Below are 26,142 nucleotides of genomic sequence, written 5' to 3'. Positions count from 1 at the left end.
GTTGCAGGTGTTGCAGGTGTTGCAGGTGTTGCAGGTGTTGCAGGTGTTGCAGGTGTTGCAGGTGTTGCAGGTGTTGCAGGTGTTGCAGGTGTTGCAGGTGTTGCAGGTGTTGCAGGTGTTGCAGGTGAGCCTATCGCCTGCCAGACATAGCTTCCAGCATTTTTTGACTGTATTTTGCCAATGCCCGGAAATGGCAAATGAGCGGCAGCAAGCAAACTGTCCTGCTTTGCCCACTGCGCCAAGAGCTTTTCACGCGCCTCACCGGATTGCACGGGATCAAAATCGAAGCTAGCAGACAGTTTAGGCTGCTCCAGCTGCAGAGCAGCAAAATGCAGCGCATCTCCTAAAAACACCAAGCTTTGGCCGTTTGATTTCAGCTGGAATAGATAATGGCCCGGCGTATGCCCGGCGCTTTCCAGCACATCAATGCCATTGATGTTTGCGCCTGCTTTGAATGTGCGCAGGCTGCGGCTCTGCTGATACGGCGCCAAGGCCGTACGGATTTGCTGCACCGTCTGCTGGAATTTTTCCTGCTGATCTGCCGTCACATGGCTTTGAGCATGTGCAGACAGCCAATAAGCCTGCTCTTTTTCACTGGTGTATACCGTCGCCAATGGGAACACGGCTTTGGCGCCATTTTCCAACCCGCACAGATGGTCTGGATGCAAATGCGTCAGCAATACCGTCCCCACATCAACGGCAGAATAGCCGGCAGCACTGAGCTGGCGGACCATTGCGCCAAGCTGCGCGCCGGCGCATTGGCCTGCACCGGCATCAATTAAAGTTAAATTGCCGGATGCATCAGCAATTAAGAAAGCATTGACGCTTTCTTGCATCGGGACAGCGGGATCAATGGCCAGCTGCTGCAGCAGCGCCTGCACTTCCATTGGGCTAAAGTTTTGATTAAAGACTTCAGGACTTAAAGCAATATTGCCATCATGCAATGCGGTAATTTTATAAGGCCCAAATTGCATGCTTTGAAAACCTGCAGCTTGATTCTCCGCAGCTGGAATTGAGTCTAAAGTATTGGCCAAAGACAGCCCTGACAGCGCCGAAAACACCATCGCCATGCAAATTTTTTTCATTATTGACCTTTTTTATGTTTATGCACAATTTGAATATTGATTGTCTTTTATTCATTATTAGAGTTTTACGGCGCCATTCTGCCTGAAAAAGCGCTCTTTTTTAAGCTTTTTTTCTTCAACCCACAACATTTTCTATACATTTTTCAGAATTCTTTCAGATTCAAAGCTTAAAGTAAGCTGAAAAATTTGAACGGCGTTAACATGAACGAAACCTCACCATTTAAGGGAAAAACAGGCGTTAAGCGCATATTGAATGCAACACAATATTCATTGTCTGGCTTTAAGTCTGCATTTCAGGGCGAAGCCGCTTTCCGTCAAATCACACTCATCAACATCGTTCTGATTCCTGCGACATTTTTTTTGAATGTCAGCCGTGCAGAACAAGCTTTAATGGTTGCGGCTTGCCTGCTGGCGCTGATTGTGGAATTATTCAACTCCGCTATTGAAGCTGTGGTCGACCGTATTTCACTTGAACGGCATGAACTTTCTAAAAACGCCAAAGACATGGGCAGCGCGGCTCAATTTGTCTCATTGAGTATTATTTTCTTTGTCTGGCTGATTATCTTAGTGCGTTAAATTTAAGGATAAAATCCTGCACATATCATTTTTGAATTTTCATTATTAAAGCACCTTAACAGGTGCTTTTTTTATTTTCCTCATTTCCACCCATAAAAAAACCCAGCTTGCGCTGGGTTTTTCGAATCAGTTCAGTGCTTAGTGAGCAGCGAATTGGTTCATTGTGTTTTTAGCATCGTCGTGCGCTTTAAGAGCGTTGTCACCAGAGAAGATTTCTTTGTGATCATCACCGATGTCAGAACCAGCCATTGCTTGGTGTTTAACACAAGAAATCGTACCGCGGATTTCTTTACGTTGCACGCCAGCTACATAAGCAAGCATACCTTGGTCGCCGAAGTAACCTTGAGCAAGCTCGTGAGTAGAAAGAGCAGCTGTGTGGTAAGTCGGAAGAGTGATCAAGTGGTGGAACACGCCCGCTTCACGAGAAGCATCTGCTTGGAATGTACGTACTTTTTCGTCAGCATCAGCAGCCAATTCAGTAGCGTCATACTCAGCGCTCATTAGTTTAGCGCGGTCGTAAGCAGAAACGTCTTTACCTTCAGCAACCCAACGGTCGTAAGCTTGTTGACGGAAGTTTAAAGTCCAGTTGAACGATGGAGAGTTGTTGTAAACAAGTTTCGCATTTGGAACTGTTTCACGTACACGGTTAACCATGTGAGCGATTTCTTCAACGTTTGGAGTCGCAGTTTCGATCCAAAGAAGGTCAGCGCCGTTTTGAAGGCTAGATACACAGTCAAGAACAACACGGTCGATTTGTGTGTCTGGACGGAATTGGTACAAGCCAGAAGCTAAACGTTTTGGACGGTGAAGTTTGCCGTTGCGTTTGATCAGGATTTCGTCTTCTTGAGCGTCAGCAATGTCAATTTCAACTGTGTCTAAGTAGCTGATGTATTGAGAAGCGATGTCGCCTGGCTCTTTAACCACTGGGATTTTTTGAGTCAAGTCAGCGCCTTCAGAGTCAGTACGCGCAACGATGATACCGTCGTCAAGACCCATTTCTAAGAATGCATAGCGAAGAGCGTGGATTTTCGCGATGAAGTCTTCGTGTGGAACTGTTACTTTACCAGCTTGGTGACCGCATTGTTTCGCGTCAGATACTTGGTTTTCGATTTGTAGTGCACAAGCACCCGCTTCGATCATTTTCTTAGCAAGTAAGTAAGTCGCTTCTTCGTTACCGAAACCAGCGTCGATGTCCGCAATAATTGGCACAACGTGAGTTTGGAAACCGTCGATTTGAGCAGTGATTTCAGCAGCTTTAGCAGTATCGCCAGCTTCGTTTGCTTTTTTAAGCGCACGGAACAAGTCGTTTAATTCTTTCGCATCAGCTTGACGTAAGAAAGTGTAGATTTCTTCGATCAATGCAGGTACTGAAGTTTTTTCGTGCATAGATTGGTCAGGAAGCGGACCGAATTCTGAACGAAGCGCAGCAACCATCCAGCCAGAAAGGTAGATGTAACGGCGGTCAGTCGTACCGAAGTATTTTTTGTTCGCAATCATTTTTTGTTGTGCGATGAAACCGTGCCAGCAGCCCAAAGATTGAGTGTATTGGCTAGAGTCAGCATCATAAGCTGCCATATCACGACGCATAATCGCAGCTGTGTATTTAGCAATGTCTAAACCAGTTTTGAAACGGTTTTGCATTTGCATACGCGCAGCATCTTCAGGAGAGATGTCCGCCCAAGTGTTGCCGAATTTTGCTTTTAATTCGCGGATTGCATCAATCGCTGTTTGGTATGTAGTCATGATATTTTCCTGTATATAATATTAGGATTTTTCTGCAGCGCGGCTAAAATCAACCCTCAATGATTTGTTCAGATTTACAGCACATCGCTTCGATGAACTTAGATTAGATGGGGTGAAAAAATTAATCCAATAGTCTGCATTAATTTTCAGTATTTATTTAAAAAATGTGTAGATCAAAGTCTAATTATATTTTAACCAAATCACTCCAATGCATTGTTTTTTAAAATTTTAGATAACAAGATAAAAGACGATTTTCGTCTAAATATTCTTCATTAGACTTAAGTCTGGTCAGTGCATAAAAAAACTTGTAAAGCGCATAAATGCATAAAATTGACCCAAATGACAGCCGTTTCCAGCAGAATTGCAATGTTTAATATCTCAACACATTGGTTTTCACCCCTGATCCACCGGCCTCAGCAAAACATCTGCGCAATAAACTAAAGATAGCGATATACAGATTTCATCCCAACTGATCACAGTTATCCATCATGGCATCGTGATGTCTGGCTGCTCCGCTATTCAAGCGCCTGCAGCTTTGCCGCCTAATCAGCGCCTAGGTTTATCCATATCCAGATCAAAGCATGGAAGGCTTTTTTTTCATCAGTTTATTACACAAGCTTCTTGGCTTATGGCATAATCAATACAATTTCATGATTTTATTTTCGGTATTTTTTTTATGAATCTGGAGCGGGTCGATCTTAATCTATTAATTTATCTAGACGTTCTTCTTCGTGAAAAAAATGTTACTCGAGCAGCTGAACAATTGGGCGTGACCCAGCCAGCAATGAGTAATATTTTGCGTCGCTTGCGTAACTTATTTAATGATCCGCTACTTATCCGCTCTTCTGAAGGCATGACGCCAACCGAACGCGCTTTAGAACTGCAGCCGCGCATCCGCGATGCTTTATCAGATTTATCCATGATTCTGGAACCGCGTACCGAGTTCCGCCCTTATACCTCCAATCGCGTCTTCCGCATCATGACTTCGGACTATGCTGAAGCAACCTTGGTTCCCCGCCTCGTCAAAGCGCTGCGTTCAGAAGCGCCGAATGTGGTGCTCGACTTCTTAACCCCAAGCGACGTGTCTTACCGCGACATGGAACAAGGCAAAGTCGATTTAGCCATCAACCGCTTCAATGAAATACCGCAAAGTTTCCATCAAGTGCTCGTTTGGCGTGACAGCTTCTCTTGCCTGCTCAACAGCAAGCACCCGGCTGCCAGCAACCTAAACTTAAAAAGCTATTTAGATGCGCAGCATATTTGGGTATCAAAAACCGGTATGGGCGTGGGCTTTGGTGTCAACCCAGAGAAGCAAGCTGGATTGGGCTGGATTGATCAGGCTTTAGAACGGATTGGCCAAAAACGCAAAATTTCTGTCTTCACCCGCCACTATCAAATGCCAGGCTTGCTTGCATCTAATGTAGATCTGGTTGCAACGCTGCCGACCCGTATTGCGCGCCTGCAAGCGAAAAGCCAAAATCTGCTGCTGAAAGATCCGCCTTTCTATATTCCGGAATTTGAGCTGAAAATGGCTTGGTGCCCTTTATTGCATCATCACCCAGCGCACCGCTGGCTGCGTCAGCTGATTTTATATGTGGCGCGTCAAATGATTGAAGAAGAAAATCGTGAATTTTTAATGAATAATTCTCAATTTTCGCATTATTAAGGATAAATTTTCTTAAATTCTTCTTTTTTAAGCCTATACTGTGACTTGAGGCAATAATTGACTTATTCCCTCAAGTTTTTTTGTGTTAAAAATATTCATAATAATGATGATCCACAGGTGGATTCGTGAGCCTCTTCCAAAATATCTTAATCATCGCCATCCTTATTGCGGGGGCCGGTTTTTTATCATTAACGGAAATCGCTCTTGCGGGTGCACGTAAAGTTAAACTGAAAATTCTGGCTGAATCGGGCGATGAACGCGCGCAGAAAGTCTTGGACTTGCAGGAAAACTCTGCAGATTTCTTTGCCGCCTCTCAAATTGGCTTAAATGCTGTCGCTATCTTAGGCGGTATTTTAGGTGAAGGCGCCTTCCGTCCTTATTTTCTGGAATTAGTTTCTAAGTTCTATACAGGGCCGTGGAGTGAAACCATCAGCTTCGCGCTGTCATTCACCTTAGTCACTTCCTTATTTATTCTCTTTGCAGATCTGATGCCGAAACGGCTGGCGATGATTGCGCCAGAAAGAATCGCGGTCTCCGTGATTAATCCAATTCAAATCTTCATTGTTGTCTGCAAGCCTTTAGCATGGCTGATCAATGCCATTGCCAATGTGCTGTTCCGCTTATTCAAAGTCAACACCACACGTGAAGACAACATTACCTTTGATGATATTTCTGCCGTCATGGATGCTGGCGCACAAGCGGGCGTACTGCAAAAACAGGAACATCATTTCATTGAGAATGTCTTTGAACTGGAAGAGCGCAATGTGCCGTCCAGCATGACCACACGTGAAAATGTCGTCTTCTTCACCCTGAAAGAATCTGAAGCCAGCATCCGGCAAAAATTGGCTGAGTTCCCCTACTCAAAATTTTTGGTCTGCAGTGAAAATATTGATGACGTGATTGGCTATGTGGATGCCAAAGATATTCTGGTGCGTATTTTGAATAATCAGTCGCTCTTGCAGCTGAATGAAAACACCATCCGTAATGTCCTGACCATCCCGGACACCTTAACGCTGTCAGAACTGCTGGACCGCTTCCGTTCCACCAAAGAAAAATTTGCGGTGGTGATTAATGAATATGCATTGGTTGTCGGCGTGATTACCCTTTCAGACATCATGATTACCGTGATGGGCGACTGGGTGACGCCGATTGAAGCCGATCAGCAAATCATTAAACGCGACAACAACTCTTGGCTGATTGACGGCAGTACGCCAATTGAAGACATCAAGCATGCGCTTGAAATTGACGAAATGCCGGATGTTGAAAATTATGAAACCCTGGCTGGCTTCATGATGTATAAACTGCGCAAAATTCCGCGCCCAGCGGATACGGTTATTTTTGGCAATTACAAATTTGAAGTGGTTGATGTCGACCATTTTAAAATTGACCAATTGCTGGTGACCCGCTTGCTGGAACAAACTGAAACAGATGAAAAAGAGCCGGAATAATCCGGGTTTTTTTCATCCAGCCTGAACACTGCCGATCAAACCAGATTTATGGCTTGATCATCTATAGTTAGATAGCCGGCCCATGTGCGCCCGCGCCTTCCGCTGATTCATTGTATAAGATTGCCGTAACTGTACTTGAACCGCATCATCAGCCAACCATTATTAAGAGAATGATCCCTTACCGGAGATGCTGGCTGCCGCATTGATTTTTAACATCTACGCTATTGATTCAGCCATCCGCTTGTTCTGGTTTAGGTCAAACAAAACAATACTGACAAAAAAAGCGCCATACGGCGCTTTTTTTACTGCTGCATTAATTCGCTTAGAGGGCTGAGCGATAAAAGGCGGAGCAATGAATGCTTGGCAATTAACGCTTGCCGATCAGCGTATCCAAAACAGCCTGATAATGAATTGCAATATCATCTGACAAAATGCCATACGCGCTGTCAAACTGCACCATTGGCCAGCCTTCTTTCCAGAAAGGGAAAATATTATGCAGGTCGTGGGTTACCGTTGCATCTTCACGGGTAATGGCTTGAGCAACTTGCGCAAGGACTTGCGCTGTTTCTGCACCGTCAATCGCCATGTAGTCAATGCCGCGCGCTTTTAGAATGCGGATGCGGTCTTTTTTATAGCGGATTTTTTTTGCCTGCGCCTCATTCAGCTGCAGCGCCAATGTCACCGCTTCGACAAATTTTTCTTCAAAAGAATGATTTAATGCGACTAAAGCTTGCTTATGCGACTCCTTACGTCCCGCTTTTCCGCCTTGGCGGATAATGATTTGCGCTTCAGCAGTCAGATCATCATCTTTCATAGACGTTAAAATATCTAAGATTTCAATATCACTTAAATTTTCAGGAGATTGGTCAGCCATAGCCTGCCTTTACAGAGGAATATAAAGCGCTATTTTCTCATATTTCTGATGTTAAAAGTGGAATATCTCCATCTTTACGCTGAATCTCTGCGGTTCGGTCTAAAAAATATGCCTGATTCTAAAAAAATAACATATATTATTCAGCACCTTTTCGTACACTGCATTTTGCATGATTAAAGATCAACAGGCTGCTGTTTTTTTAGAACAGCTCCAGCTGCTTTACCCGGCAGCATTTAAGCGCAATTATATTTTTTACGGCATGATGAAAACCAAAGGCATGCTGGACGAATTGAAAGAGCTGGTGCCTTGGGTTCTGGCTGCGATGATCTTTGTGTCCATCAGCATGAGTTTGGGCGCTTATTTGGCAGCGGAATGGCCCAATATGGGAGAGTTCCGCGCCAATGGCCTTGCGGTGCTGGCCATCATGCTGTTTTTTATGCTGGCAGTGCCTTTAATTATCAAGCAAATGAAGCACAGCTCAATCTCCCTGTATAAGCAGCTGCGCAATACGCCGATTAAGCTGGCGGGCATCATTCTTCTCCAAGCGCTCAATATCGCGTATATCGAAAGCAGTTTTATGCAGTCGGTCCTGTTTTTCTTTGCCATGAGCTTCGGTTTTGTCAGTTTTTATAAGGAAAATCTCTTCCGCGAACACAGCGACAGCCTGCAGTTCCATTATTTGCAGGAAACCCGCCGCGTGTGTTTTTGGTCCTATAAGCAAATTCTGAAAACAAAATGCCGGCTTTTTTTCAGCAAGCGCCATGCAGACAAATCCCTGTTTTTAAAACAGCAGCTGAAGCAGCTGCAGGAACTGCATGCCCAAACCATGCGTTTTGAGAATCAGCTGTGCAAAAGCTTTAAGCACATCAATTTAGAAACCTATTTAGATGATTTAATGAAATAGAAGCCTAGCCTTCGGGCAAAGCTTCTGCTTCTTATTCATCCAATACTTTCTGGGTCTTAAGCTGTTTGCGCCCAGTCTTTCACCGGCTGCAGGCTGCGGTCAAAATTCATCGTCACCGATGCCGCCTGATCCACACTATAGTTTTCTTGCTGCACTGTATTTACAAAAAACCATTCCGACTGCAAATTCTGCTGATCAAAACTCAGTTTTAAATAGCCGCGCTGACTGAGATTGCAATATTCCAGCTCATCAATCAGCAAGCTGAAAGCCTGCTGGAAACTTTGCATATCTTCGCTGCTGATTTGCAGATATTTTTCCATGCCCGGTGATGAAACGGAGCTGGCTGCCAGCTCAATGCCCACCTGCTTGCCTGATGTTGCATGCAAATTAGAATACCATGCATTATGCGTATCGCCGGCCAGCACCACGACTGGCTTATTGATGCGCTGCAGCCCCGCATACAGCACTTCACGCTCATAGGCATAGCCATCCCACGCATCCAAATTATAAGGCGCGACTGTGCTGATGCGCTGCAGCTGCTCGGCCGTGAGTTTAGACGGGTCCTTCAGCTGCTGGATTTTAATCGCGCTCAGTTCTGCAATCATTTGCTTAATGGCAAGCAAATCATTTGCACCCGCTTGCCCGCTTTGCACTTTTTCCAGCATCAGCAGGATTTCAGCAGGAATCAGCATTTTAGACATTAAAATCTGCTGCCCAATCACATTCCATTGCGCGCTTGAAGCCGCCAAAGATTGATTCAGCCATTGCAGCTGCGGCCCGCCCAGCAACGTGCGAGCAGGATCTTGCAAGTCGGCTGTAAATTTTGCTGCGTCCAGCACTCCGCCGTTGAGATAATTCTTGTATTCCAGCTGCTGGCTGCGCGCGAGCATCCGCGTATCCAGCATATTCAAATGCACCAGATTGCCAAAATTAAACTCACGGTAAATGTTGAGATGGTCATCCGCTGTTTTCGGGCGGATCGGCATCCATTCAAAATAGGCCTGCAGCGCAGCAGCTCGGCGCGCTTTGAAATCCCCTTCATCGGCCTGATGATTTTCTGCGCCGTCACGCCACGCATCATTCGCCAATTCATGATCGTCCCAAATCACAATAAATGGATGGCGCTGATGCACTGCCTGCAAATCTTGATCTAGGCGGTACAGCGCATAGCGTTTGCGGTAATCGCTTAAATTCAGCAATTCCAGATTATTGTCGGCAGCAAATGTGCGCCCCATCGTTTTCGCATTTTCAGTGGCATAGCCGCCTTGGCCATATTCATAAATATAGTCGCCAAGATGCAGCACAGCATCGACATTTTGCCCTGCCATTTCTTTATAAACATGAAAATAGCCTGCTGGATAATTCGAACAGGAACACACCGCTAAACTGACTTGCTCAGCTGTTTCCGGCAGGGTTTTCGTTTGCCCAGTTTGCGACAGCGCATTGCCGAATTTAAAACGGTAATAATAGCTTGTTGCGGGTTTCAACCCTGCGGCATCCGCCTTAACGGTAAAATCATCCGCCTGGCTGGTTTGCGCTTTGCCCTTGCTGACGATATGTTTAAATTGCGGATCTTCTGCAACCTCCCACTGAAGCTCCAGACGCAAACTTTCATCGTCCGGCGTGACCCGCGTCCATAAAATTACGCGGTCTTGCAAAGGATCTCCACTGGCTACGCCATGCAAAAACTGCACTTTTACGGCTGCTGGCGTATCCGCATCATCATCACTGCCGCAGGCCGTCAAGTTGACAGGAAGCCCGACTGCACCGAAACCGGCCAAAGTGCGCTGAATCATTTCACGGCGTGTCATTTTATTTTTCATTTTCAAGCAATCCAGTTTTTAGCTCAGGCTATCTTGATATGGCTGCACTTTGATCTCAAATTGATGAAACAATCATGAAAGGCGATGTTCAAGCTGATTTTCAGGATCGGGAAATACGCATTTTTTAAACACAAATCACTGTTTTGGCTGTATTTAAATCAATTATGGTGTTTTTTGCTTGCCATAGCCAGATTCGTCCACTATTATTGCGCTCATGCCCGAGTGGTGAAATCGGTAGACACAGGGGATTTAAAATCCCCCGCCCACAAAGCGTGCCAGTTCGAGTCTGGCCTCGGGCACCATTTTAATGCTTGTTAAAATGGTGCAATAAAGAACCCAGCATGATGCTGGTTTTTTTACGCCTGAAATTCAGCAACTGAAAGAAGAATAAAAAATGAAAATCCTGCTATCTGCATCTTGCTGTTCTGTTCGCATTATTTTTTGCAAATGACAGCGCCGCATCAAGCGGTCCAGAAGCATTCTATGATCTGTTTGCCGGCACATTCACAGAAAAGAACCATCAGCTCTATCTGCACAGCTGCCGAAGCATGGATGTTGAGTTCAAGCTGACGTTCAACCATGCATCTGATGAGCAGCGCATTAGAGAACTGATGCAGAAATATCATCAATTTTGGCTTTATTTAACCGCAGCTGCAGAGATGCACAAGGGCGAGTATTTGATGACGGTGGATGGGATTGCAGAAGAATATCCGAATCAAACATGCCATCTCAGTGAATTATTGGATGATTAGGACAAGCTATCTGCCGACAATCATCCATATAAGAAAATCCAATTGAGAGCGCGGATCACCACTCTCGATTGGATACCAGTTCTTCCATTTCAATATCCATATAGCCTTGGTCTTGCGCCACCATCATCATCGCTTCAGCAATATAATCGGCTGCGCTGTCATCCAATGACGAATCCAAATCTTCAAACTGCAGCTTCATGGCATTAATGGCGGTAATGGCCTCATGCGCATGGTGATAGACATCACTTTCTGACAATTCAGACTTGGCCAATTTCTTTGCAAACAGTTCAATGTGCTGCTTTACTTCAGCAACCAGAATATCTGGATAATATTCATCATCGAACATAGGGAGAAGTAAATCTGCAAACATTACAGCCACTCTAAACACACTAAACTTTAAGCGAGCTTATATAACACACCTATACAAAATAGCCAACTAAATCCCAGATAATTTGATATTTCGCATAATTCTCCAGTGATGCTAATAGGCTTTACTGCAATTAGACCGCCGCTTTCATCGCATTCCAGACTTTAATCGCATCAGACATGGCTTTGACATCATGCGCCCGCACCATGCATGCGCCTTGCTGAATGCTGAACATATGCGCAGCAACTGAACCCACCGCACGGTTTTGCGCATCCGCGCCATTTAACGCTTCACCAATAAAGCGCTTACGCGATAAGGCCGATAGGATTGGATAGCCCAATTCATGCAGTTTATAAAATTCATTGAGCAGCTTCAGATTCTGGGCGGCATTTTTTGCAAAGCCAAACCCCGGATCAATCATAATGTTTTCAGAACGCACCCCTGCTTCCAAAGCATCATTCACGCGCTGTTTTAACTCAGCTATCACATCAAGGGTCACATCTTCATACTGATTCAGACTATTCATGGTCGTCGGCTCGCCGCGCATATGCATAATCATTACAGGAATGTTCAGCTCAGCGGCAGCACGCAATGCATTCGGCCGTGTTAAAGCCCGCACATCATTCCAGATATGCGCGCCTGCCTGGACTGCGGCGCGGATCACCTCCGGCTCAGAAGTATCAATCGAAATCACCGCCTTCAGCTTTGCCAGCTCTTCGACCACAGGCACTACGCGGCGGATTTCTTCTTCCACAGTAACCGCCGAAGCGCCTGGGCGGGTCGATTCGCCGCCGACATCAATCACGGTTGCGCCGTCAGCAATCATCTGCTTGGCATGGGCCACCGCCTGCTCTTTACCATTATGCCTTCCGCCATCACTGAATGAATCCGGTGTCACATTTAAAATCCCCATGACATGCGGCACAGACAAATCCAATTCTAAATTGCCGCACTTTAAGGTTTTGCTGGGTAAAGGCATCAGCTGCATGTGTGTACTCCTACTGTTCTGCAGGCATTTTAACAATTTAAATCCAGCCCAGCCGAACTCTTTTCACACTTCGCCCAATTATTCTCCAGCCATAAAAAAAGCCCCAATCAATTGGAGCTTTTTTTTACTGAATTGAATCAGCGCTGTATTTTAGTTTGCCGGAAGCGGCGGAGGTGTCGTTGGGCCATCTGTCGGCACAACATCAATTACCGGATTCTCTGCAACATAAACTTTTGGCGGCTGCGGTTCACGGCCTTCCATAATGTCGCGGATTTGCTCACGGTCAATAGTTTCCCACTCAAGCAATGCTTTCACCATGGCATGCGCAATATCTTTGTTATTTTCCAAAATATCACGCGCAACACGGTATTGCTCATCAATGATGCGGCGAACTTCGGCATCCACTTGCTGCTGAGTCGCTTCTGAAATAGTGCGGCTGCCAATGCTGCCCATGAATGACTGCTGAGAATCATCTTCGTAGACCATTACACCCAGCTTGTCAGACATGCCGTATTTAGTGACCATGGCGCGCGCCATTTTTGTTGCGCGTTCAAAGTCATTTGAAGCGCCAGTCGACATTTGGTTAATGAAGACTTCTTCTGCAATACGGCCGCCAAACAAGATTGAAAGTTCATTCAGCATCTTGTCTTTGTAATGGCTAGTTTGGTCATGTTCAGGCAGCTGCCATGTCACACCCAAAGCCCAGCCGCGCGGCATAATGGTTACTTTATGCACAGGGTCTGTGCCCGGCAAAATTTCAGCAACAATCGCATGGCCGGCTTCATGGTAAGCCGTAGCGCGGCGCTCTTCTTCGCGCAGCACCATCGATTTACGCTCAGGGCCCATATACAGCTTGTCTTTGGCATCTTCAAAGTCATGCATATCAACCGTATTCTTGTTGCGGCGGGCAGCAAACAGCGCTGCTTCGTTTACAAGGTTGGCCAATTGCGCGCCTGAGAAGCCCGGCGTACCGCGTGCAAGCACTTTGACATCCACGCCAGTGGTTGATGGCAATTTTTTAAGATGGACGTTCAGAATTTGCTCACGGCCTTTAATATCCGGCAAGCCAACCATCACTTGACGGTCGAAACGGCCTGGACGCAGCAAGGCTTTATCCAGCACATCTGCACGGTTAGTGGCTGCAATGACAATAATGCCTTCATTGCCTTCAAAACCGTCCATTTCAACCAGCATTTGGTTCAGCGTCTGTTCACGTTCATCATGACCGCCGCCTGTGCCTGAACCGCGGTGGCGGCCCACAGCATCAATCTCATCAATAAAGATGATGCATGGCGCATGGCGTTTTGCCTGTTCGAACATGTCACGCACACGTGATGCGCCGACACCGACAAACATTTCAACAAAGTCAGAACCTGAAATGCTGAAGAATGGAACTTTTGCTTCGCCTGCAATCGCTTTGGCCAGCAATGTTTTACCGGTACCCGGAGGACCGACCATCAATACGCCTTTCGGAATGGTTGCGCCCAAACGCTTGAATTTTGCAGGATCTTTCAAGAAGTCAACAATTTCGACCACTTCCTGTTTCGCTTCATCACAGCCGGCAACATCGGTAAATGTCACTTTAATCTGATCTTCAGACAGCATTTTCGCTTTCGATTTGCCAAAGCTCATCGGGCCGTTTTTGCCGCCCGCACCGCCGCCCATGTTGCGCATAAAGAACATGAACAGCAAAATAATGAGAAGCACTGGGAAGCTGGCAATGAGAAGCTGCATCAACAAACCTTGACGCTGAGGCGCAGTGCCTTCAACAACAACATTGTTTTTAATCAGGTTCGGCATCAGTTCCGGATCTTGAACCGCTGGACGGATACTTTCGAATTCAGAACCGTTGGATTTTTCACCGCGGATTCTTTCGCCATCAATTGTGACTTGTTTAATTTGACCAGCATTCACCGCAGCGACGAACTCGGAATAGTTCATTGCTGTCGGCTGATTGCGGTCACTGACGTTGCTGAAAATGAGCACCAGCACACCCAGTATAATGAGCCACAACACGGCATTCTTAAAAAGATCGCTCAAAGCTTTATTCCCATATCATTTAATTCGATCATGCCCAACGAAGGGTTGACTCTTAATGTTTACGCTGCAGACCAGCTTTGCAATAAGTTAAAAAAGTACAAAATGCACAATTTTTAACGCGTTGGCAAGTAGACTTTACTTGAAACCCTTCTTGCGTCCTTGACCGACTAAAAATACTTCTTTAGAACGGGCGCGTGATGCGGCAGGTTTTGCGGTCTTCAACACATCAAAATTATCAATCACCTGCTTGCGGAACTCATCAAAACCAGTCCCTTGAAACACTTTCACCACAAACTGGCCTTTAGGGCCAAGCACCTTGGTGGCGAAATCCAGCGCAAGCTCGCATAAATAAATCTGACGCGGCTGATCAACGGCCTTATTACCTGATGTATTGGGGGCCATATCAGAAATTACAACGTCTACCGTACGTCCATTTAAAATATTTAACAATTTTTCGAACACTTCCTCTTCACGGAAGTCACCTTGCAAGAAGGTCACATCCGGCAGCGCGTCCATTTCCAGAATATCAGAAGCGATCACCAAGCCTTTGTCACCCACCAGCTTGCCCGCAATCTGCGACCAGCTGCCTGGCGCTGCACCCAAGTCCACAACCGTCATTCCCGGCTTAATCAGTTTGTATTTTTCTTGAATCTCAAGAAGTTTATACGCAGCGCGCGCGCGGTAACCTTCCTTTTGCGCTTTTTTCACGAAAGGGTCATCTAAATGTTCCCGCATCCAGTCACGGCTGCTCTTGGATAATTTTTGATTGGTAATGCGCGTCGCCATAAAACTCTAAATAAAATAAACTTCTAATCTTTGATTGTACGTGAAAAACACAATATTTGCAGTAGACATGTGTATCTAAATCCCGGTTTCATGCCAGTTTTTTCAATCTTTTGCATCGATATTTTCAGAGAATTTAAAGCGTTTGATCTTTGCTTTTGCTATACTAAGCCGTTTTTAAATTTAGGTTACATTTATGGCGGCTTTATCTATTCAGGAACGTAAGCGTTTACGTCAAATCGGACATGCTTTAAACCCTGTTGTTATGTTGGGCGACAAAGGCTTAACTGAAAATGTAATTGAAGAATTGGCCCGCGCACTGAACGATCACGAACTGATCAAAGTAAAAATCGTTGCAGAAGACCGTGTCGCGCGCGCTGCATTAATTGCTGAAGTGGCTGAAGCTTCAGGCGCTGAAATTGTGCAGACCATCGGCAAAATTGTTTTACTGTATAAAAAAGCAGCCAAACAAAACGCAAAATTGTCGAATTTAGTCCGTCACGCGCATTTATCTAACTAATTGACCCAATGGCAAGTTACGATTTAAATGCGTTTGACCGCCGTTTTGAAGCCATTTCTTTGGTCGGCGCAATTGAACAAGTCAGCCCATACACCTTAAATGTGGGCTATTGGCTGCGCGACCCCAATCAGCTGATCCAATGGCCTGAAATGGCTGCATCCAGCCCGCGTCAGGATTTTTTGTGGGAACAGACCTGCTTTGAGATTTTCATCGGCGTGCGCAATGAAGATTTTTACCGTGAAATCAATCTCTCCCCTTCTCAAGCATGGCAAGCCTATCAATTTGAAGAATACCGATTTCCGGAAGACATGCCGCCGCAAGCTGCGTACGACATCGAGCTGAACCAATTGAAGCGCACGCATTATGGCTTAAATGTCAGTGTGGATTTAACCGAATTCATCCTTGCGCATAAGCTCAAGTGGTCGGATCTTTATATTGGCTTAAGTGCGGTTCTGAAAACTGCCCAAGGCGATCATTACTACGCCATGCAGCACAGCAGCCCGCAGGCCGACTTTCATAATAAGCGCGATTGGCTGCATCAGTTTTAAAACTGCCGCCCAATCTGGCCATAGATCAAGCAAAAGGATGTCCTTTTGCTTTTTTTATGCGCATAATTTGAGTACACAAAGGTCCCGCTTAATGCGGCAAATACCGTAAGATAATTCATCTCCTGCAGCGCAGCATTTATGGGATTGCAATAAATTTTAGAAGAATAACTGTATGTATATCACTGAATTCAGCGATAAAGCGGAATGGCTGAACTGAGATGCTTTAAATAAAGACATGGCGCCTGCAAAAGTTTTTTATTTTCATTTTTTCTATATTTTTTAATACCAGACTGAATAGCCTCAAAGCTGAGGGTTCAAATGGCTTGCTTAGGCCGAACCTTTTATTTTGCAATGGATCTCTGCAATTCGCCTTTCGATTGCAATAGCTGCAACAATATTCTTTATGAGGATGCAGTCAAAAATATTTTTGATGCGGAAAAACAATACATCCATGTACTGCTCTTGATTCACATTCAGCGTATGCGCTTAGCTTTTCAACACCTCTTGAGTGTCTTCTGCTTTGTCCGCATCGGCCTTTACGCTGGAGACTTTTTTCCACGCTTCCAAGGTATGCTCTTTTGAGCGCTTATAGGTTTCTGTCAGCTGATCTTTATGCTTCAGCGAAATTTGACTGACATCTTCCTTCAGCTCTTTGCTTAATTTGGAAATATCATCAAACACCGCATTGAATTCGGTTTTTACAAACTCTTTCAGCTCAGACAAATCTTTCTGAGATGAACCCAATTGAGTTTTCAGCGATTCAATTTTTTGCAGCATATCCTGCTTAAGCTGGCGCAGCTGATCCTGCACGCTGGCATTCAGCTGTTTCGCCTCGGCCTGAATTTTTTCTTTGCTTTCCGTTACCGCCTCTGAGACTTGCTCGGTGGCCTCTTTTGCTGCCTGTTCCAGCTGTTCCGCACCATCCGCCGCGATGGTTTTCAGTGTTTCAACCGCTTCAGCGGATTTTGGAGATGTCGCCATGATCTTATACCTGTAGTTATTGATGACTTTTTAAGCGTATTCCAAATTGATAAATTTTAACTTCTGATTTGTCTGACAATAATTAATTGCTTACATTTTTAAAACACGGAAAGAAAAACACCCTCAGCCGGAAAGCAAGCCTTTTATCTGACATATTCTGATAAATGCGGTGGACTTTAAAGCCCTTACTGCGTATAATGCCGTGTTAAGTTCAAGCGAGCAGACATAGGGAGGGTAGGTTTTAAAGTAACCTTCCTTTTTTTTCGTCTTCTCGCTTTTTTACAGCCTAAATTTCAGGAGCTTTGGTTTGAGCACCCCAGCAATTTTAGCCCTTGCCGATGGTACTATTTTTAAAGGTACTTCAATTGGCGCATCGGGCAGTACGACCGGTGAAGTCGTTTTCAACACTGCCATGACTGGCTATCAAGAAATTTTGACTGACCCTAGTTATGCACAGCAACTTGTGACACTGACTTACCCGCATATCGGTAACACAGGCTGCAATGATGAAGACGCTGAGTCAGGTCGAATTCATAAAGTATGGGCCAACGGATTGATCATTCGTGACCTGCCTTTATTGCATAGCAACTTCCGTGCTGAGCAATCACTTGGTGATTACCTTGAACAACACAATGTTGTTGCTATCGCAGACATCGATACTCGTAAATTGACGCGTATTCTGCGATCAAAAGGTGCGCAAAATGGCTGCATCCTTGCTGGCGAAAATGCAACAGAAGAAGAAGCTCTGGCTAAAGCGCGCGCTTTTGGCGGCCTAGATGGCTTAGACCTTGCAAAAGTATGCTGCGACCCTGAAGGTTTTGAATGGACTGAAGGTTCTTGGACGCTTGGCAAAGGTTTCTCTCAGCCTGAAGCTAAATTCCATGTTGTTGCATACGATTACGGTGTCAAAACCAACATCTTACGTATGCTCGCAGACCGCGGCTGCAAATTGACTGTTGTGCCTGCGCAAACTCCTGCTGAAAAAGTTCTTGCTCTGAATCCAGATGGCGTGTTCCTTTCAAACGGCCCCGGCGATCCAGCAGCATGCGACTATGCAATTGAAGCTGTAAAAACAATTGTAGAAACGACTGAAATTCCAGTATTTGGTATTTGTTTAGGTCACCAGATTCTTGCCCTTGCCTCAGGCGCAAAAACTGTGAAAATGCCTCACGGCCACCACGGTGCAAACCATCCTGTACAAAATCTTGAAGATGGTACGGTGATGATTACTTCTCAGAACCATGGCTTCGCAGTAGATACAGATACACTGCCGGCGAACTTGAAAGCAACGCACAAATCATTGTTCGACCAAACCTTGCAAGGTATGCATCGTACAGATAAGCCTGCGTTCAGCTTCCAAGGTCACCCTGAAGCAAGCCCTGGTCCACATGACTGCGCACCACTGTTCGATCATTTCATCGAACTTATCGAAGCATCTAAGAAGTAATTAAGGAAGCATCATGGCTAAACGTACAGACATTAAAAGCATCTTAATTATTGGTGCTGGTCCGATTGTGATCGGTCAGGCATGTGAGTTTGACTACTCAGGTGCTCAAGCATGTAAAGCCCTTCGTGAAGAAGGCTACCGTGTTATTTTGGTGAACTCTAACCCAGCGACCATTATGACTGACCCTGCAATGGCAGACGCAACTTACATCGAGCCGATCACTTGGCAAACTGTTGCTGCAATCATTGAGAAAGAACGCCCAGACGCAGTTCTTCCGACAATGGGCGGTCAAACTGCATTGAACTGTGCACTTGCACTCGATGCCAACGGTATTTTAGAAAAATATAACGTTGAATTGATTGGCGCGACCAAAGAAGCAATCGAAAAAGCGGAAGACCGTAAACTTTTCGATATCGCAATGCGTAAAATTGGTCTTGAATGCCCTCGCGCTGACGTTGCAGAAAGCATGGAACACGCACTTGAAATTCAAGCTCGTTTCGGCTTCCCTGTCATTATCCGTCCATCATTCACGATGGGTGGTTCAGGCGGTGGTATCGCGTACAACAAAGAAGAATTCATTGAAATCTGTGAACGCGGTTTCGACCTTTCTCCAACTAAACAATTATTGATTGATGAATCTTTAATTGGTTGGAAAGAGTACGAAATGGAAGTTGTTCGTGACAAAAACGACAACTGTATCATTGTATGTACCATTGAAAACTTTGACCCAATGGGCGTGCACACAGGTGACTCAATCACTGTTGCTCCTGCACAAACATTGACAGACAAAGAATTCCAATTGCTGCGTAATGCATCTTTAGCAGTACTGCGTGAAATTGGTGTAGAAACTGGTGGTTCAAACGTTCAGTTCGGTATCAACCCGAAAGACGGCCGTATGGTTGTGATCGAGATGAACCCGCGTGTTTCTCGCTCATCTGCACTGGCATCTAAAGCAACTGGTTTCCCGATTGCAAAAATTGCTGCGAAATTGGCTGTCGGTTACACCCTTGATGAGTTGAAAAACGACATCACTGGCGGTACAACTCCTGCGTCATTCGAACCTGCAATTGACTACGTTGTAACGAAGATTCCTCGTTTTAACTTCGAGAAATTCCCGCAAGCTGATGCAACTTTAACTACACAGATGAAATCTGTGGGTGAAGTGATGGCGATTGGCCGTAACTTCCAAGAGTCTGTATCTAAAGCGCTTCGCGGTCTTGAAGTCGGTGCATGTGGTTTTGATGAAAAAATCGCAGTGGGTACTGAAGGTGCGCGTGACAAGATCTTAGTTGAGCTTAAAGTTCCGGGTCCAGAGCGTATTTGGTATGTGGCTGATGCATTCCGTCACGGCTTCACATTGGATGAAGTTTTTGAAGCAACGAAAATTGACCGTTGGTTCTTGATCCAAATCGAAGACATCATTAAAACTGAAGAGCAAATCCGTACTTTAGGTTTTGGTGACTTAAACGCTGACAATATCCGTTCATTCAAACGCAAAGGCTTATCGGATCTTCGCATTGCGAACTTGATGGGTATTTCACAAAAGCAATTCCGTAAACACCGTTGGAACTTGGGCGTAACCCCAGTGTACAAACGTGTAGATACATGTGCTGCAGAATTCGAATCTGATACAGCGTACATGTACTCAACTTACGATGAAGAGTGTGAAGCAAATCCATCGAACCGTGACAAAATCATGGTGATCGGTGGCGGTCCTAACCGTATTGGTCAAGGTATCGAGTTCGATTACTGCTGTGTACACGCTGCCCTTGCAATGCGTGATGACGGTTATGAAACCATCATGGTGAACTGTAACCCTGAAACAGTTTCAACCGACTACGATACATCAGATCGTTTGTACTTCGAACCAATTACACTTGAAGATGTTCTTGAAATCGTTCGTATCGAGAAGCCAAAAGGCATTATCGTTCAGTACGGCGGTCAAACGCCGCTTAAATTGGCTCGTGCTTTAGAAGAAGCGGGTGCGCCAATTATCGGGACATCTCCTGACGCGATTGACCGTGCAGAAGACCGTGAACGTTTCCAGCAAATGATTCAACGTCTACAACTTCGTCAACCAAACAACAGCATCGTAAAATCTGCTGAAGAAGGTATGGCTGAAGCGGCAAAAGTTGGTTATCCACTTGTGGTACGTCCTTCATACGTACTGGGTGGTCGTGCGATGGAAATCGTCTATAACGATGACGAACTAAAACGCTACTTACGTGATGCGGTTCAAGCGTCTAACGAAGCACCTGTTCTGCTTGACCACTTCCTAGACGATGCGATTGAAGTTGACGTGGACTGCGTATCTGACGGTAAAGACGTTGTGATCGGCGGTATCATGCAGCACATCGAACAAGCCGGTATTCACTCAGGTGACTCAGCATGTTCAATTCCTCCTTACTCTTTATCTAAAGACGTTCAGGACGAAATGCGCCGCCAAACCATCGCTATGGCGAAAGAGCTTGGCGTAATCGGTTTGATGAACGTTCAGTTTGCGGTTAAAGGCACTGACGTCTACATCTTAGAAGTGAACCCGCGTGCATCACGTACTGTTCCGTTCGTTTCTAAATGTATCGGCGAATCTTTAGCGAAAGTTGCTGCACGTTGTATGGCGGGTCAATCTTTAGAATCTCAAGGATTCACTACCGAGATTATTCCTGAGCACTTCTCTGTAAAAGAAGCGGTGTTCCCATTCAACAAATTCCCTGGTGTTGACCCAATTCTTGGCCCTGAGATGAAATCTACAGGCGAAGTGATGGGTGTAGGCAAAACATTTGGTGAAGCGTTCTATAAAGCTGTACTTGGCTCAAATGACCGTTTACCAGGCCTGCCAACTGAAGGCGAAGTGAAACATGCATTCTTATCTGTACGCCATTCTGACAAGCCGCGCGCTGTAGGTATTGCGAAACAGTTAACAGACCTTGGCTTCAAAGTGATCGCGACTGGCGGTACTTATGATGTAATTAAAGAAGCGGGTATTGAATGTGAACGTGTGAATAAAGTTACTGAAGGCCGTCCAAATATCGTGGACCGCTTGAAAAATGGCGAAGTTCACCTCATTATCAATACCACTGAAGGCAAACAGGCTCAAGAAGATTCATTCTCGATCCGCCGCTCTGCACTGCAAGGCAAAGTGTATTACACTACTACCCTTAACGGTGCCGATGCAGTATGCCAAGCTTTAGCAATTAAATTGCCAATGGATGTATACCGTCTGCAAGACCTTACTAAAGGTTAATTAAGTTACCGAGAAGTCCCGCCACCTCTCGGTGGCGGGCTTTTTTTCATTTATAGGTCAGTGGTTTTTACTGATTTTTTCTTTTTTACAAACATGAGGGACAACAATGCAACGTTATCCTATGACTCCCGAAGGCAAAATTGCCCTAGAGAAAGAATTACAGCAGCTTAAAAGTGTAGATCGTCCACGCATTACTGCAGCCATTGCTGAAGCGCGTGAACATGGGGATTTGAAAGAAAACGCGGAATACCACGCTGCGCGCGAGCAGCAAGGTTTCTGTGAAGGCCGTATCCAAGATATCGAAGGTAAATTGGGCGCTTGCCAAGTGATTGATGTTAAAGCGCTGGAGCAAACTGGCCGTGTAGTTTTCGGTGTAACCGTCACTATTGAAAACCTAGACACAGAAGAACAAAAGACCTATCAAATCGTGGGTGATGACGAAGCAGATTTTAAAATCAATAAAATCTCCGTGAACTCTCCGATTGCGCGCGGCCTGCTGGGTAAAAACGAAGGCGAAGACGCCAAAATTACCACTCCGCAAGGCGAAGTGGAATATGAAATTGTAAAAGTTGCTTATCTTTAATTCATAAAGATAGTTACTGTTAAGCCCCTCTGTTGAGGGGTTTTTTATTGCCTTGAAATTCCCCTGCTGCAGGTATCTGAAACTGGAAATATCTAATTTTTAAAGCTGCACATGCATTGACCATAAGTATCAATATAGATGGGGCTAAAACATCATTGCATATTCAGCGCATTGCATTAGAGTTTTCATCCATATAACAACAAATTTGAGATGAATGATGAAAATAGGCCGCGCCAGCCGAACTGCGCAAGCTGCTGCTGCAATTCGCGCCAATCACTATCTGTATGCCAATAATCCGGTTTTTTCTGATCCTTATGCATTGCACATGACCAGTCCAGCTTGGCAGGCCGTGCTATCAAACCGCTTCTTAATTAAAAGCTTAAACTCAAAAATTGCGAATCACGCTTTCGGCCTGCTGACGGCGCAAGTGGTTGCGCGCTCCCGCTTTGCTGAAGATTTATTGAAACAGGCGATTCAAAAAGGCATCCATCAATATGTTTTGATCGGCGCCGGGCTTGATTCATTTACCTTGCGTTTAGCGAAACAGTACAGTCAGATTAAAATTTATGAAGTGGATCACCCAGATACGCAGGCTTTAAAAATCAAGATATTAAGTCAATTAGGCGATATTCCAGACAATGTGGAATTTGTACCAATTGATTTTGAACAAGAACAGCTCAGTGATGCACTGCAGCGCAGCCACTATGATTCAGGCCAAGCCGGCTTTTTTTCTTGGCTGGGCACCACGCATTATCTCAGTCCGCAAACCACCTTAAATACCCTGCAGGACATTGCCATCCTAGCCGCCGCAAAAAGCGAGCTGGTGCTGGACTATTCGATTCATTATCAAGATTTAACAGGGATTGAACGCCTAGGCACTTTTGCCGTCTCCCAATTCACCCATCTGCTGAGTGAGCCGATTATTGGCGCGTTCAATACCTGGCAATTGCATGATACCGTGCAGCGCATGGGGTATCAGATCATCGATGATCTTTCTGGCCAAGAGATTACGCAGCGTTATTTTCATCAGCGTGTGGACGGCATTCAGCATACTCAGGCCACGCATTTGCTGCATTTAATTACGGCTTAGACTTTTGCATCAAGTCATATAAAATAGCGCTGTGCATGTCCAGCCCTTGTAAATTGTATGTCTGAAAAATTGATTAATTCTCCTGTGAATCATTGGTGTGAATTTGAGTTCATCTCCAAAACTGTGAAGAATCCGAATATTCACATTAAGGGCAATTATTCATATTATTCGGCCTATTGGGATCAAGGCTTTGAGCGCTGTGTGGTGCGTTATTTGCATGATAAGCCTGCAACCGCAGAGAAACCCATTGATCAGCTCTATATCGGCAATTTCGTCTGTTTTGGCGCTGAATGTGTGATTATGATGGGTGGCAACCAACTCCATCGTACAGACTGGATTTCGGCTTTTCCGTTCGATACACGCAGTTTTGTGCCTGCTGGCGATACTATCATTGGCGATGGCTGCTGGATTGGTTCACGCGCCATGATTATGCAAGGTGTGACGCTTGGCGAAGGTGCTGTGGTGGCTACAGGCGCTGTAGTGACCAAAGATGTGCCGCCTTATGCTGTAGTGGGCGGTGTTCCTGCAAAAATTATTAAATACCGCTTTTCTGAGGAAGATATCAAAAAACTGCTTTCACTTAAACTCTATGAGATGAATGAAAAGCAGTTTTTAAAGATGCGGGAACAGTTGCAGACGGAGGATGTCGATAAATTAGTTCAATATTTTCAAACTAAAACTCTTTAAAATTCCAAATATTATATTTCTTTCATAAATCAAGAAGTGATCATCAAGTGGCAATGAAATTAATATTAAAAGTTCCTTCTCCCTTTGGGAGAAGGTTAGGATGAGGGAGTTTTTTAATAAAATCCTCACCCTAACCCTCTCCTTAAAAAGGAGAGGGAATTTCCATTGTGAATTAAATACTGTTTAAAAATCAATTTATGAAAGAAATCTATTTATAAGCAAATCATATAAATAAACACAAGGTATCTAATAGCTCTGACCCGTAAAATTAAATTAGTTATGAATTGGCTTTCTGAACCTAAATTACTATTTTATATCTATTGTTAGCTTTCTCTTGGATAAGCGTCTTTCACTATTCTGAACCTAGCTTTCGATTAAGCGGATTCCTGCCCCAAATTTTAGGTATCCTCCAAACTCGTGAACAGTTTGGGCATGACTAATATCTCAGATTATTTTCAGCTTGTTGGATACAACGATTTCCACTTAAGTTAAGAATAAAAGCTAAAAAGTCCGACATTAATAATTTAAACACAAGCTATCTGAACAGAAAATTTTAGTCAACTCACCAAGTTGCAAAACCTGCAGACAAAAAAAGACCACGTTTTGGAACGTGGTCTATAAAAATGGTGGCTATGACGAGACTTGAACTTGTGACCCCCGCATTATGAGTGCGGTGCTCTAACCAACTGAGCTACATAGCCGTAAACAGTGCGCGCATTATGTGGTTTTATCCAAAGTACGTCAAGTACCTAATGCGCTTAATTGATCAAAATTTAGTGAAGTGAGCCGATAAGCCGGGTTCTGTCGAGGACGATCATTCCTCTAGGCGCACAATCACTCATGCGCTCAAGCGACCTACCCGGATCCAGCATGGGCCATGCCTAAAGGATCCCTATTTGGTCTTGCTTCCGGTGGGGTTTACCATGCCGTGAACTGTTGCCAGACACGCGGTGCGCTCTTACCGCACCCTTTCACCCTTACCTCCGATTCTAATTGCTTAGAACCATAATGAAGGCGGTCTACTCTCTGCTGCACTTTCCGTCGGCTCATGCCGCCCAGGCGTTACCTGGCACCTTGCCCTATGAAGCCCGGACTTTCCTCCCCTGTTTCAATCACGGAGATCTCCACAGCAGCGATCGTCTGGCTCACTTCGGGGCGCATCTTAGCAAAATTTCAAACTAATTGCTTGATGTTTTTTGAGCAGTCAGTTTTTCATACTTCAATTGCAGCTCTTCCTGCGTCTCGGCATGGTTCGGATCCAGCGGGATGCAGTCGACTGGGCAGAACAATTGGCACTGCGGTTTATCGTGATGCCCGACGCACTCTGTACATAAGTCTGGATTGATTTCATAAATGACCTCACCCAGAAAAATCGCCTCATTCGGACATACAGGTTCGCAAACATCGCAATTGATGCATTCATCAGTGATATATAAAGACACGCTACTCGCCTTGTTGGAATTTGCGTTTAAATGCGGCTTCCACGTTTGCCGGAACAAACTTGGTGACGTCGCCTTTCAAACGCGCAATTTCACGCACCAGTGTGGATGAAATAAAAGAATATTGCTCTGACGGCGTTAAAAATACTGCTTCAAAATGCGGATCCAGCTGGCGGTTCATATTCGCTAGCTGAAATTCATATTCAAAATCAGACACGGCGCGCAATCCGCGCAGGACAGCAGTCGCATTCTGTTCATGAAAGAAATTGACCAGCAGGCCGTCAAAACCTACAAACTCTACGTTGTTCAAATGGCTTAAAGACTCTTTTGCCAGCTCTACACGTTCTTCCAGACTAAATAATGGATTTTTATGATGTCCTATAGCAATTGCAACCACCACTTCATCAAACATGCGCGATGCGCGTGTCACTAAATCAATGTGGCCATTGGTAATTGGATCGAATGTGCCCGGATAAATTACGCGAGTTTGAGACATCCATTTGTACTCAGTTGGTTTGGTAGAGCCCTATTTTAGCAAAATCTTGTTTTTGGGT

23 protein-coding genes, 2 tRNA genes and 1 other RNA gene are annotated in these 26,142 nt (G+C 45.1%); 13 read left to right on the top strand and 13 right to left on the bottom strand.

Features of this window, described 5'->3' with window-relative positions:
* Window positions 1-1,085 (bottom strand): MBL fold metallo-hydrolase (locus ACE3T3_RS01760; protein WP_374663459.1); only part of this gene is annotated, 1,085 nt, incomplete at its 3' end.
* A gap of 201 nt (window positions 1,086-1,286) precedes the next feature.
* Here ACE3T3_RS01760 and ACE3T3_RS01755 point away from each other — a divergent pair.
* A complete protein-coding gene (locus tag ACE3T3_RS01755; RefSeq protein ID WP_374663457.1) occupies window positions 1,287-1,661 on the top strand; it encodes a diacylglycerol kinase in 375 nt (124 codons plus the stop codon).
* 138 nt (window positions 1,662-1,799) lie between these two features.
* On the opposite strand, the gene ACE3T3_RS01750 is transcribed toward ACE3T3_RS01755, so the two are convergent.
* Complete coding sequence (locus ACE3T3_RS01750) at window positions 1,800-3,404, bottom strand: isocitrate lyase (RefSeq protein WP_374663455.1); 1,605 nt, start codon at window positions 3,402-3,404, stop codon at window positions 1,800-1,802.
* 676 nt (window positions 3,405-4,080) lie between these two features.
* Between ACE3T3_RS01750 and ACE3T3_RS01745 the strand changes: the two genes are divergently transcribed.
* Window positions 4,081-5,070, top strand: a complete 990-nt coding sequence (locus ACE3T3_RS01745) for a LysR family transcriptional regulator (RefSeq protein ID WP_374663453.1) — start codon at window positions 4,081-4,083, stop codon at window positions 5,068-5,070.
* A gap of 125 nt (window positions 5,071-5,195) precedes the next feature.
* Window positions 5,196-6,518, top strand: a complete 1,323-nt coding sequence (locus ACE3T3_RS01740) for a hemolysin family protein (protein ID WP_374663451.1) — start codon at window positions 5,196-5,198, stop codon at window positions 6,516-6,518.
* Window positions 6,519-6,885: 367 nt separating this feature from the next.
* Here ACE3T3_RS01740 and ACE3T3_RS01735 read toward each other — a convergent pair whose 3' ends face one another.
* Window positions 6,886-7,392, bottom strand: coding sequence for a hypothetical protein (locus ACE3T3_RS01735; protein WP_374663449.1), 507 nt, complete (start codon window positions 7,390-7,392; stop codon window positions 6,886-6,888).
* A 169-nt stretch (window positions 7,393-7,561) separates the two neighbouring features.
* Here ACE3T3_RS01735 and ACE3T3_RS01730 point away from each other — a divergent pair, with 169 nt between their 5' ends.
* Complete coding sequence (locus ACE3T3_RS01730) at window positions 7,562-8,296, top strand: hypothetical protein (protein WP_374663447.1); 735 nt, start codon at window positions 7,562-7,564, stop codon at window positions 8,294-8,296.
* A gap of 56 nt (window positions 8,297-8,352) precedes the next feature.
* Here the strand turns inward: ACE3T3_RS01730 and ACE3T3_RS01725 are convergent, their stop codons facing one another.
* Window positions 8,353-10,119 (bottom strand): alkaline phosphatase, encoded by a 1,767-nt coding sequence (locus tag ACE3T3_RS01725; RefSeq protein ID WP_374663445.1) that lies wholly within the window; start codon window positions 10,117-10,119, stop codon window positions 8,353-8,355.
* Between the two features lie 216 nt (window positions 10,120-10,335).
* On the opposite strand from ACE3T3_RS01725, the gene ACE3T3_RS01720 reads away from it, so the two are divergent.
* Window positions 10,336-10,421 (top strand) — tRNA-Leu (locus ACE3T3_RS01720).
* Window positions 10,422-10,667: 246 nt separating this feature from the next.
* The gene (locus ACE3T3_RS01715) at window positions 10,668-10,871 is read left to right on the top strand and encodes a hypothetical protein (protein WP_374663443.1); all 204 of its coding nucleotides are present in this window, start codon (window positions 10,668-10,670) and stop codon (window positions 10,869-10,871) included.
* A 55-nt stretch (window positions 10,872-10,926) separates the two neighbouring features.
* Here ACE3T3_RS01715 and ACE3T3_RS01710 read toward each other — a convergent pair whose 3' ends face one another.
* The 4 genes from ACE3T3_RS01710 to rlmE form a co-directional block, all read right to left on the bottom strand.
* Window positions 10,927-11,241, bottom strand: a complete 315-nt coding sequence (locus tag ACE3T3_RS01710; RefSeq protein ID WP_374663441.1) for a DUF5713 family protein — start codon at window positions 11,239-11,241, stop codon at window positions 10,927-10,929.
* Window positions 11,242-11,371: 130 nt separating this feature from the next.
* Window positions 11,372-12,226, bottom strand: coding sequence for a dihydropteroate synthase (folP, locus tag ACE3T3_RS01705; RefSeq protein WP_374663440.1), 855 nt, complete (start codon window positions 12,224-12,226; stop codon window positions 11,372-11,374).
* A 150-nt stretch (window positions 12,227-12,376) separates the two neighbouring features.
* Window positions 12,377-14,266: an ATP-dependent zinc metalloprotease FtsH gene (gene ftsH, locus ACE3T3_RS01700; RefSeq protein WP_374663438.1), complete on the bottom strand. Its 1,890-nt coding sequence runs from the start codon at window positions 14,264-14,266 to the stop codon at window positions 12,377-12,379.
* 135 nt (window positions 14,267-14,401) lie between these two features.
* Complete coding sequence (gene rlmE / locus ACE3T3_RS01695) at window positions 14,402-15,052, bottom strand: 23S rRNA (uridine(2552)-2'-O)-methyltransferase RlmE (RefSeq protein WP_374663436.1); 651 nt, start codon at window positions 15,050-15,052, stop codon at window positions 14,402-14,404.
* Window positions 15,053-15,245: 193 nt separating this feature from the next.
* Here rlmE and yhbY point away from each other — a divergent pair, with 193 nt between their 5' ends.
* Complete coding sequence (gene yhbY, locus ACE3T3_RS01690) at window positions 15,246-15,569, top strand: ribosome assembly RNA-binding protein YhbY (RefSeq protein ID WP_374663434.1); 324 nt, start codon at window positions 15,246-15,248, stop codon at window positions 15,567-15,569.
* An 8-nt stretch (window positions 15,570-15,577) separates the two neighbouring features.
* On the top strand, window positions 15,578-16,117 hold the full coding sequence (locus ACE3T3_RS01685; protein ID WP_374663432.1) for a DOMON-like domain-containing protein: 540 nt from the start codon (window positions 15,578-15,580) through the stop codon (window positions 16,115-16,117).
* Between the two features lie 486 nt (window positions 16,118-16,603).
* On the opposite strand, the gene ACE3T3_RS01680 is transcribed toward ACE3T3_RS01685, so the two are convergent.
* Window positions 16,604-17,098 carry a hypothetical protein gene (locus tag ACE3T3_RS01680; RefSeq protein WP_374663430.1) on the bottom strand — a complete coding sequence of 165 codons (495 nt, stop codon included), beginning with the start codon at window positions 17,096-17,098 and terminating at the stop codon, window positions 16,604-16,606.
* A 307-nt stretch (window positions 17,099-17,405) separates the two neighbouring features.
* On the opposite strand from ACE3T3_RS01680, the gene carA reads away from it, so the two are divergent.
* The 5 genes from carA (at window position 17,406) to ACE3T3_RS01655 (ending at window position 24,149) form a co-directional block, all read left to right on the top strand.
* A complete protein-coding gene (carA, locus tag ACE3T3_RS01675) occupies window positions 17,406-18,545 on the top strand; it encodes a glutamine-hydrolyzing carbamoyl-phosphate synthase small subunit (protein WP_374663428.1) in 1,140 nt (379 codons plus the stop codon).
* A gap of 13 nt (window positions 18,546-18,558) precedes the next feature.
* Window positions 18,559-21,789, top strand: a complete 3,231-nt coding sequence (carB, locus tag ACE3T3_RS01670; RefSeq protein WP_374663426.1) for a carbamoyl-phosphate synthase large subunit — start codon at window positions 18,559-18,561, stop codon at window positions 21,787-21,789.
* Window positions 21,790-21,895: 106 nt separating this feature from the next.
* Complete coding sequence (greA, locus tag ACE3T3_RS01665) at window positions 21,896-22,372, top strand: transcription elongation factor GreA (protein ID WP_374663424.1); 477 nt, start codon at window positions 21,896-21,898, stop codon at window positions 22,370-22,372.
* Window positions 22,373-22,589: 217 nt separating this feature from the next.
* Window positions 22,590-23,462, top strand: coding sequence for a class I SAM-dependent methyltransferase (locus ACE3T3_RS01660; RefSeq protein WP_374663641.1), 873 nt, complete (start codon window positions 22,590-22,592; stop codon window positions 23,460-23,462).
* A gap of 57 nt (window positions 23,463-23,519) precedes the next feature.
* Window positions 23,520-24,149 (top strand): CatB-related O-acetyltransferase, encoded by a 630-nt coding sequence (locus tag ACE3T3_RS01655; protein ID WP_374663422.1) that lies wholly within the window; start codon window positions 23,520-23,522, stop codon window positions 24,147-24,149.
* A 624-nt stretch (window positions 24,150-24,773) separates the two neighbouring features.
* On the opposite strand, the gene ACE3T3_RS01650 is transcribed toward ACE3T3_RS01655, so the two are convergent.
* The 4 genes from ACE3T3_RS01650 to coaD all read right to left on the bottom strand — a co-directional run bounded on the left by ACE3T3_RS01650 (window position 24,774) and on the right by coaD (window position 26,084).
* A tRNA-Met gene (locus ACE3T3_RS01650) sits at window positions 24,774-24,850 on the bottom strand.
* A 73-nt stretch (window positions 24,851-24,923) separates the two neighbouring features.
* An RNA gene (gene rnpB, locus ACE3T3_RS01645) (RNase P RNA component class A) lies at window positions 24,924-25,301 on the bottom strand.
* A gap of 26 nt (window positions 25,302-25,327) precedes the next feature.
* Window positions 25,328-25,591, bottom strand: a complete 264-nt coding sequence (locus ACE3T3_RS01640) for a YfhL family 4Fe-4S dicluster ferredoxin (RefSeq protein ID WP_374663420.1) — start codon at window positions 25,589-25,591, stop codon at window positions 25,328-25,330.
* Between the two features lies 1 nt (window position 25,592).
* Window positions 25,593-26,084 (bottom strand): pantetheine-phosphate adenylyltransferase, encoded by a 492-nt coding sequence (gene coaD / locus ACE3T3_RS01635; RefSeq protein ID WP_374663418.1) that lies wholly within the window; start codon window positions 26,082-26,084, stop codon window positions 25,593-25,595.
* Between the last annotated feature and the right edge of the window lie 58 nt (window positions 26,085-26,142).

It is taken from the genome of Acinetobacter sp. (assembly GCF_041919735.1).
Taxonomy (GTDB): domain Bacteria; phylum Pseudomonadota; class Gammaproteobacteria; order Pseudomonadales; family Moraxellaceae; genus Acinetobacter.
This window is presented reverse-complemented; position numbering and strand designations above follow the sequence as displayed.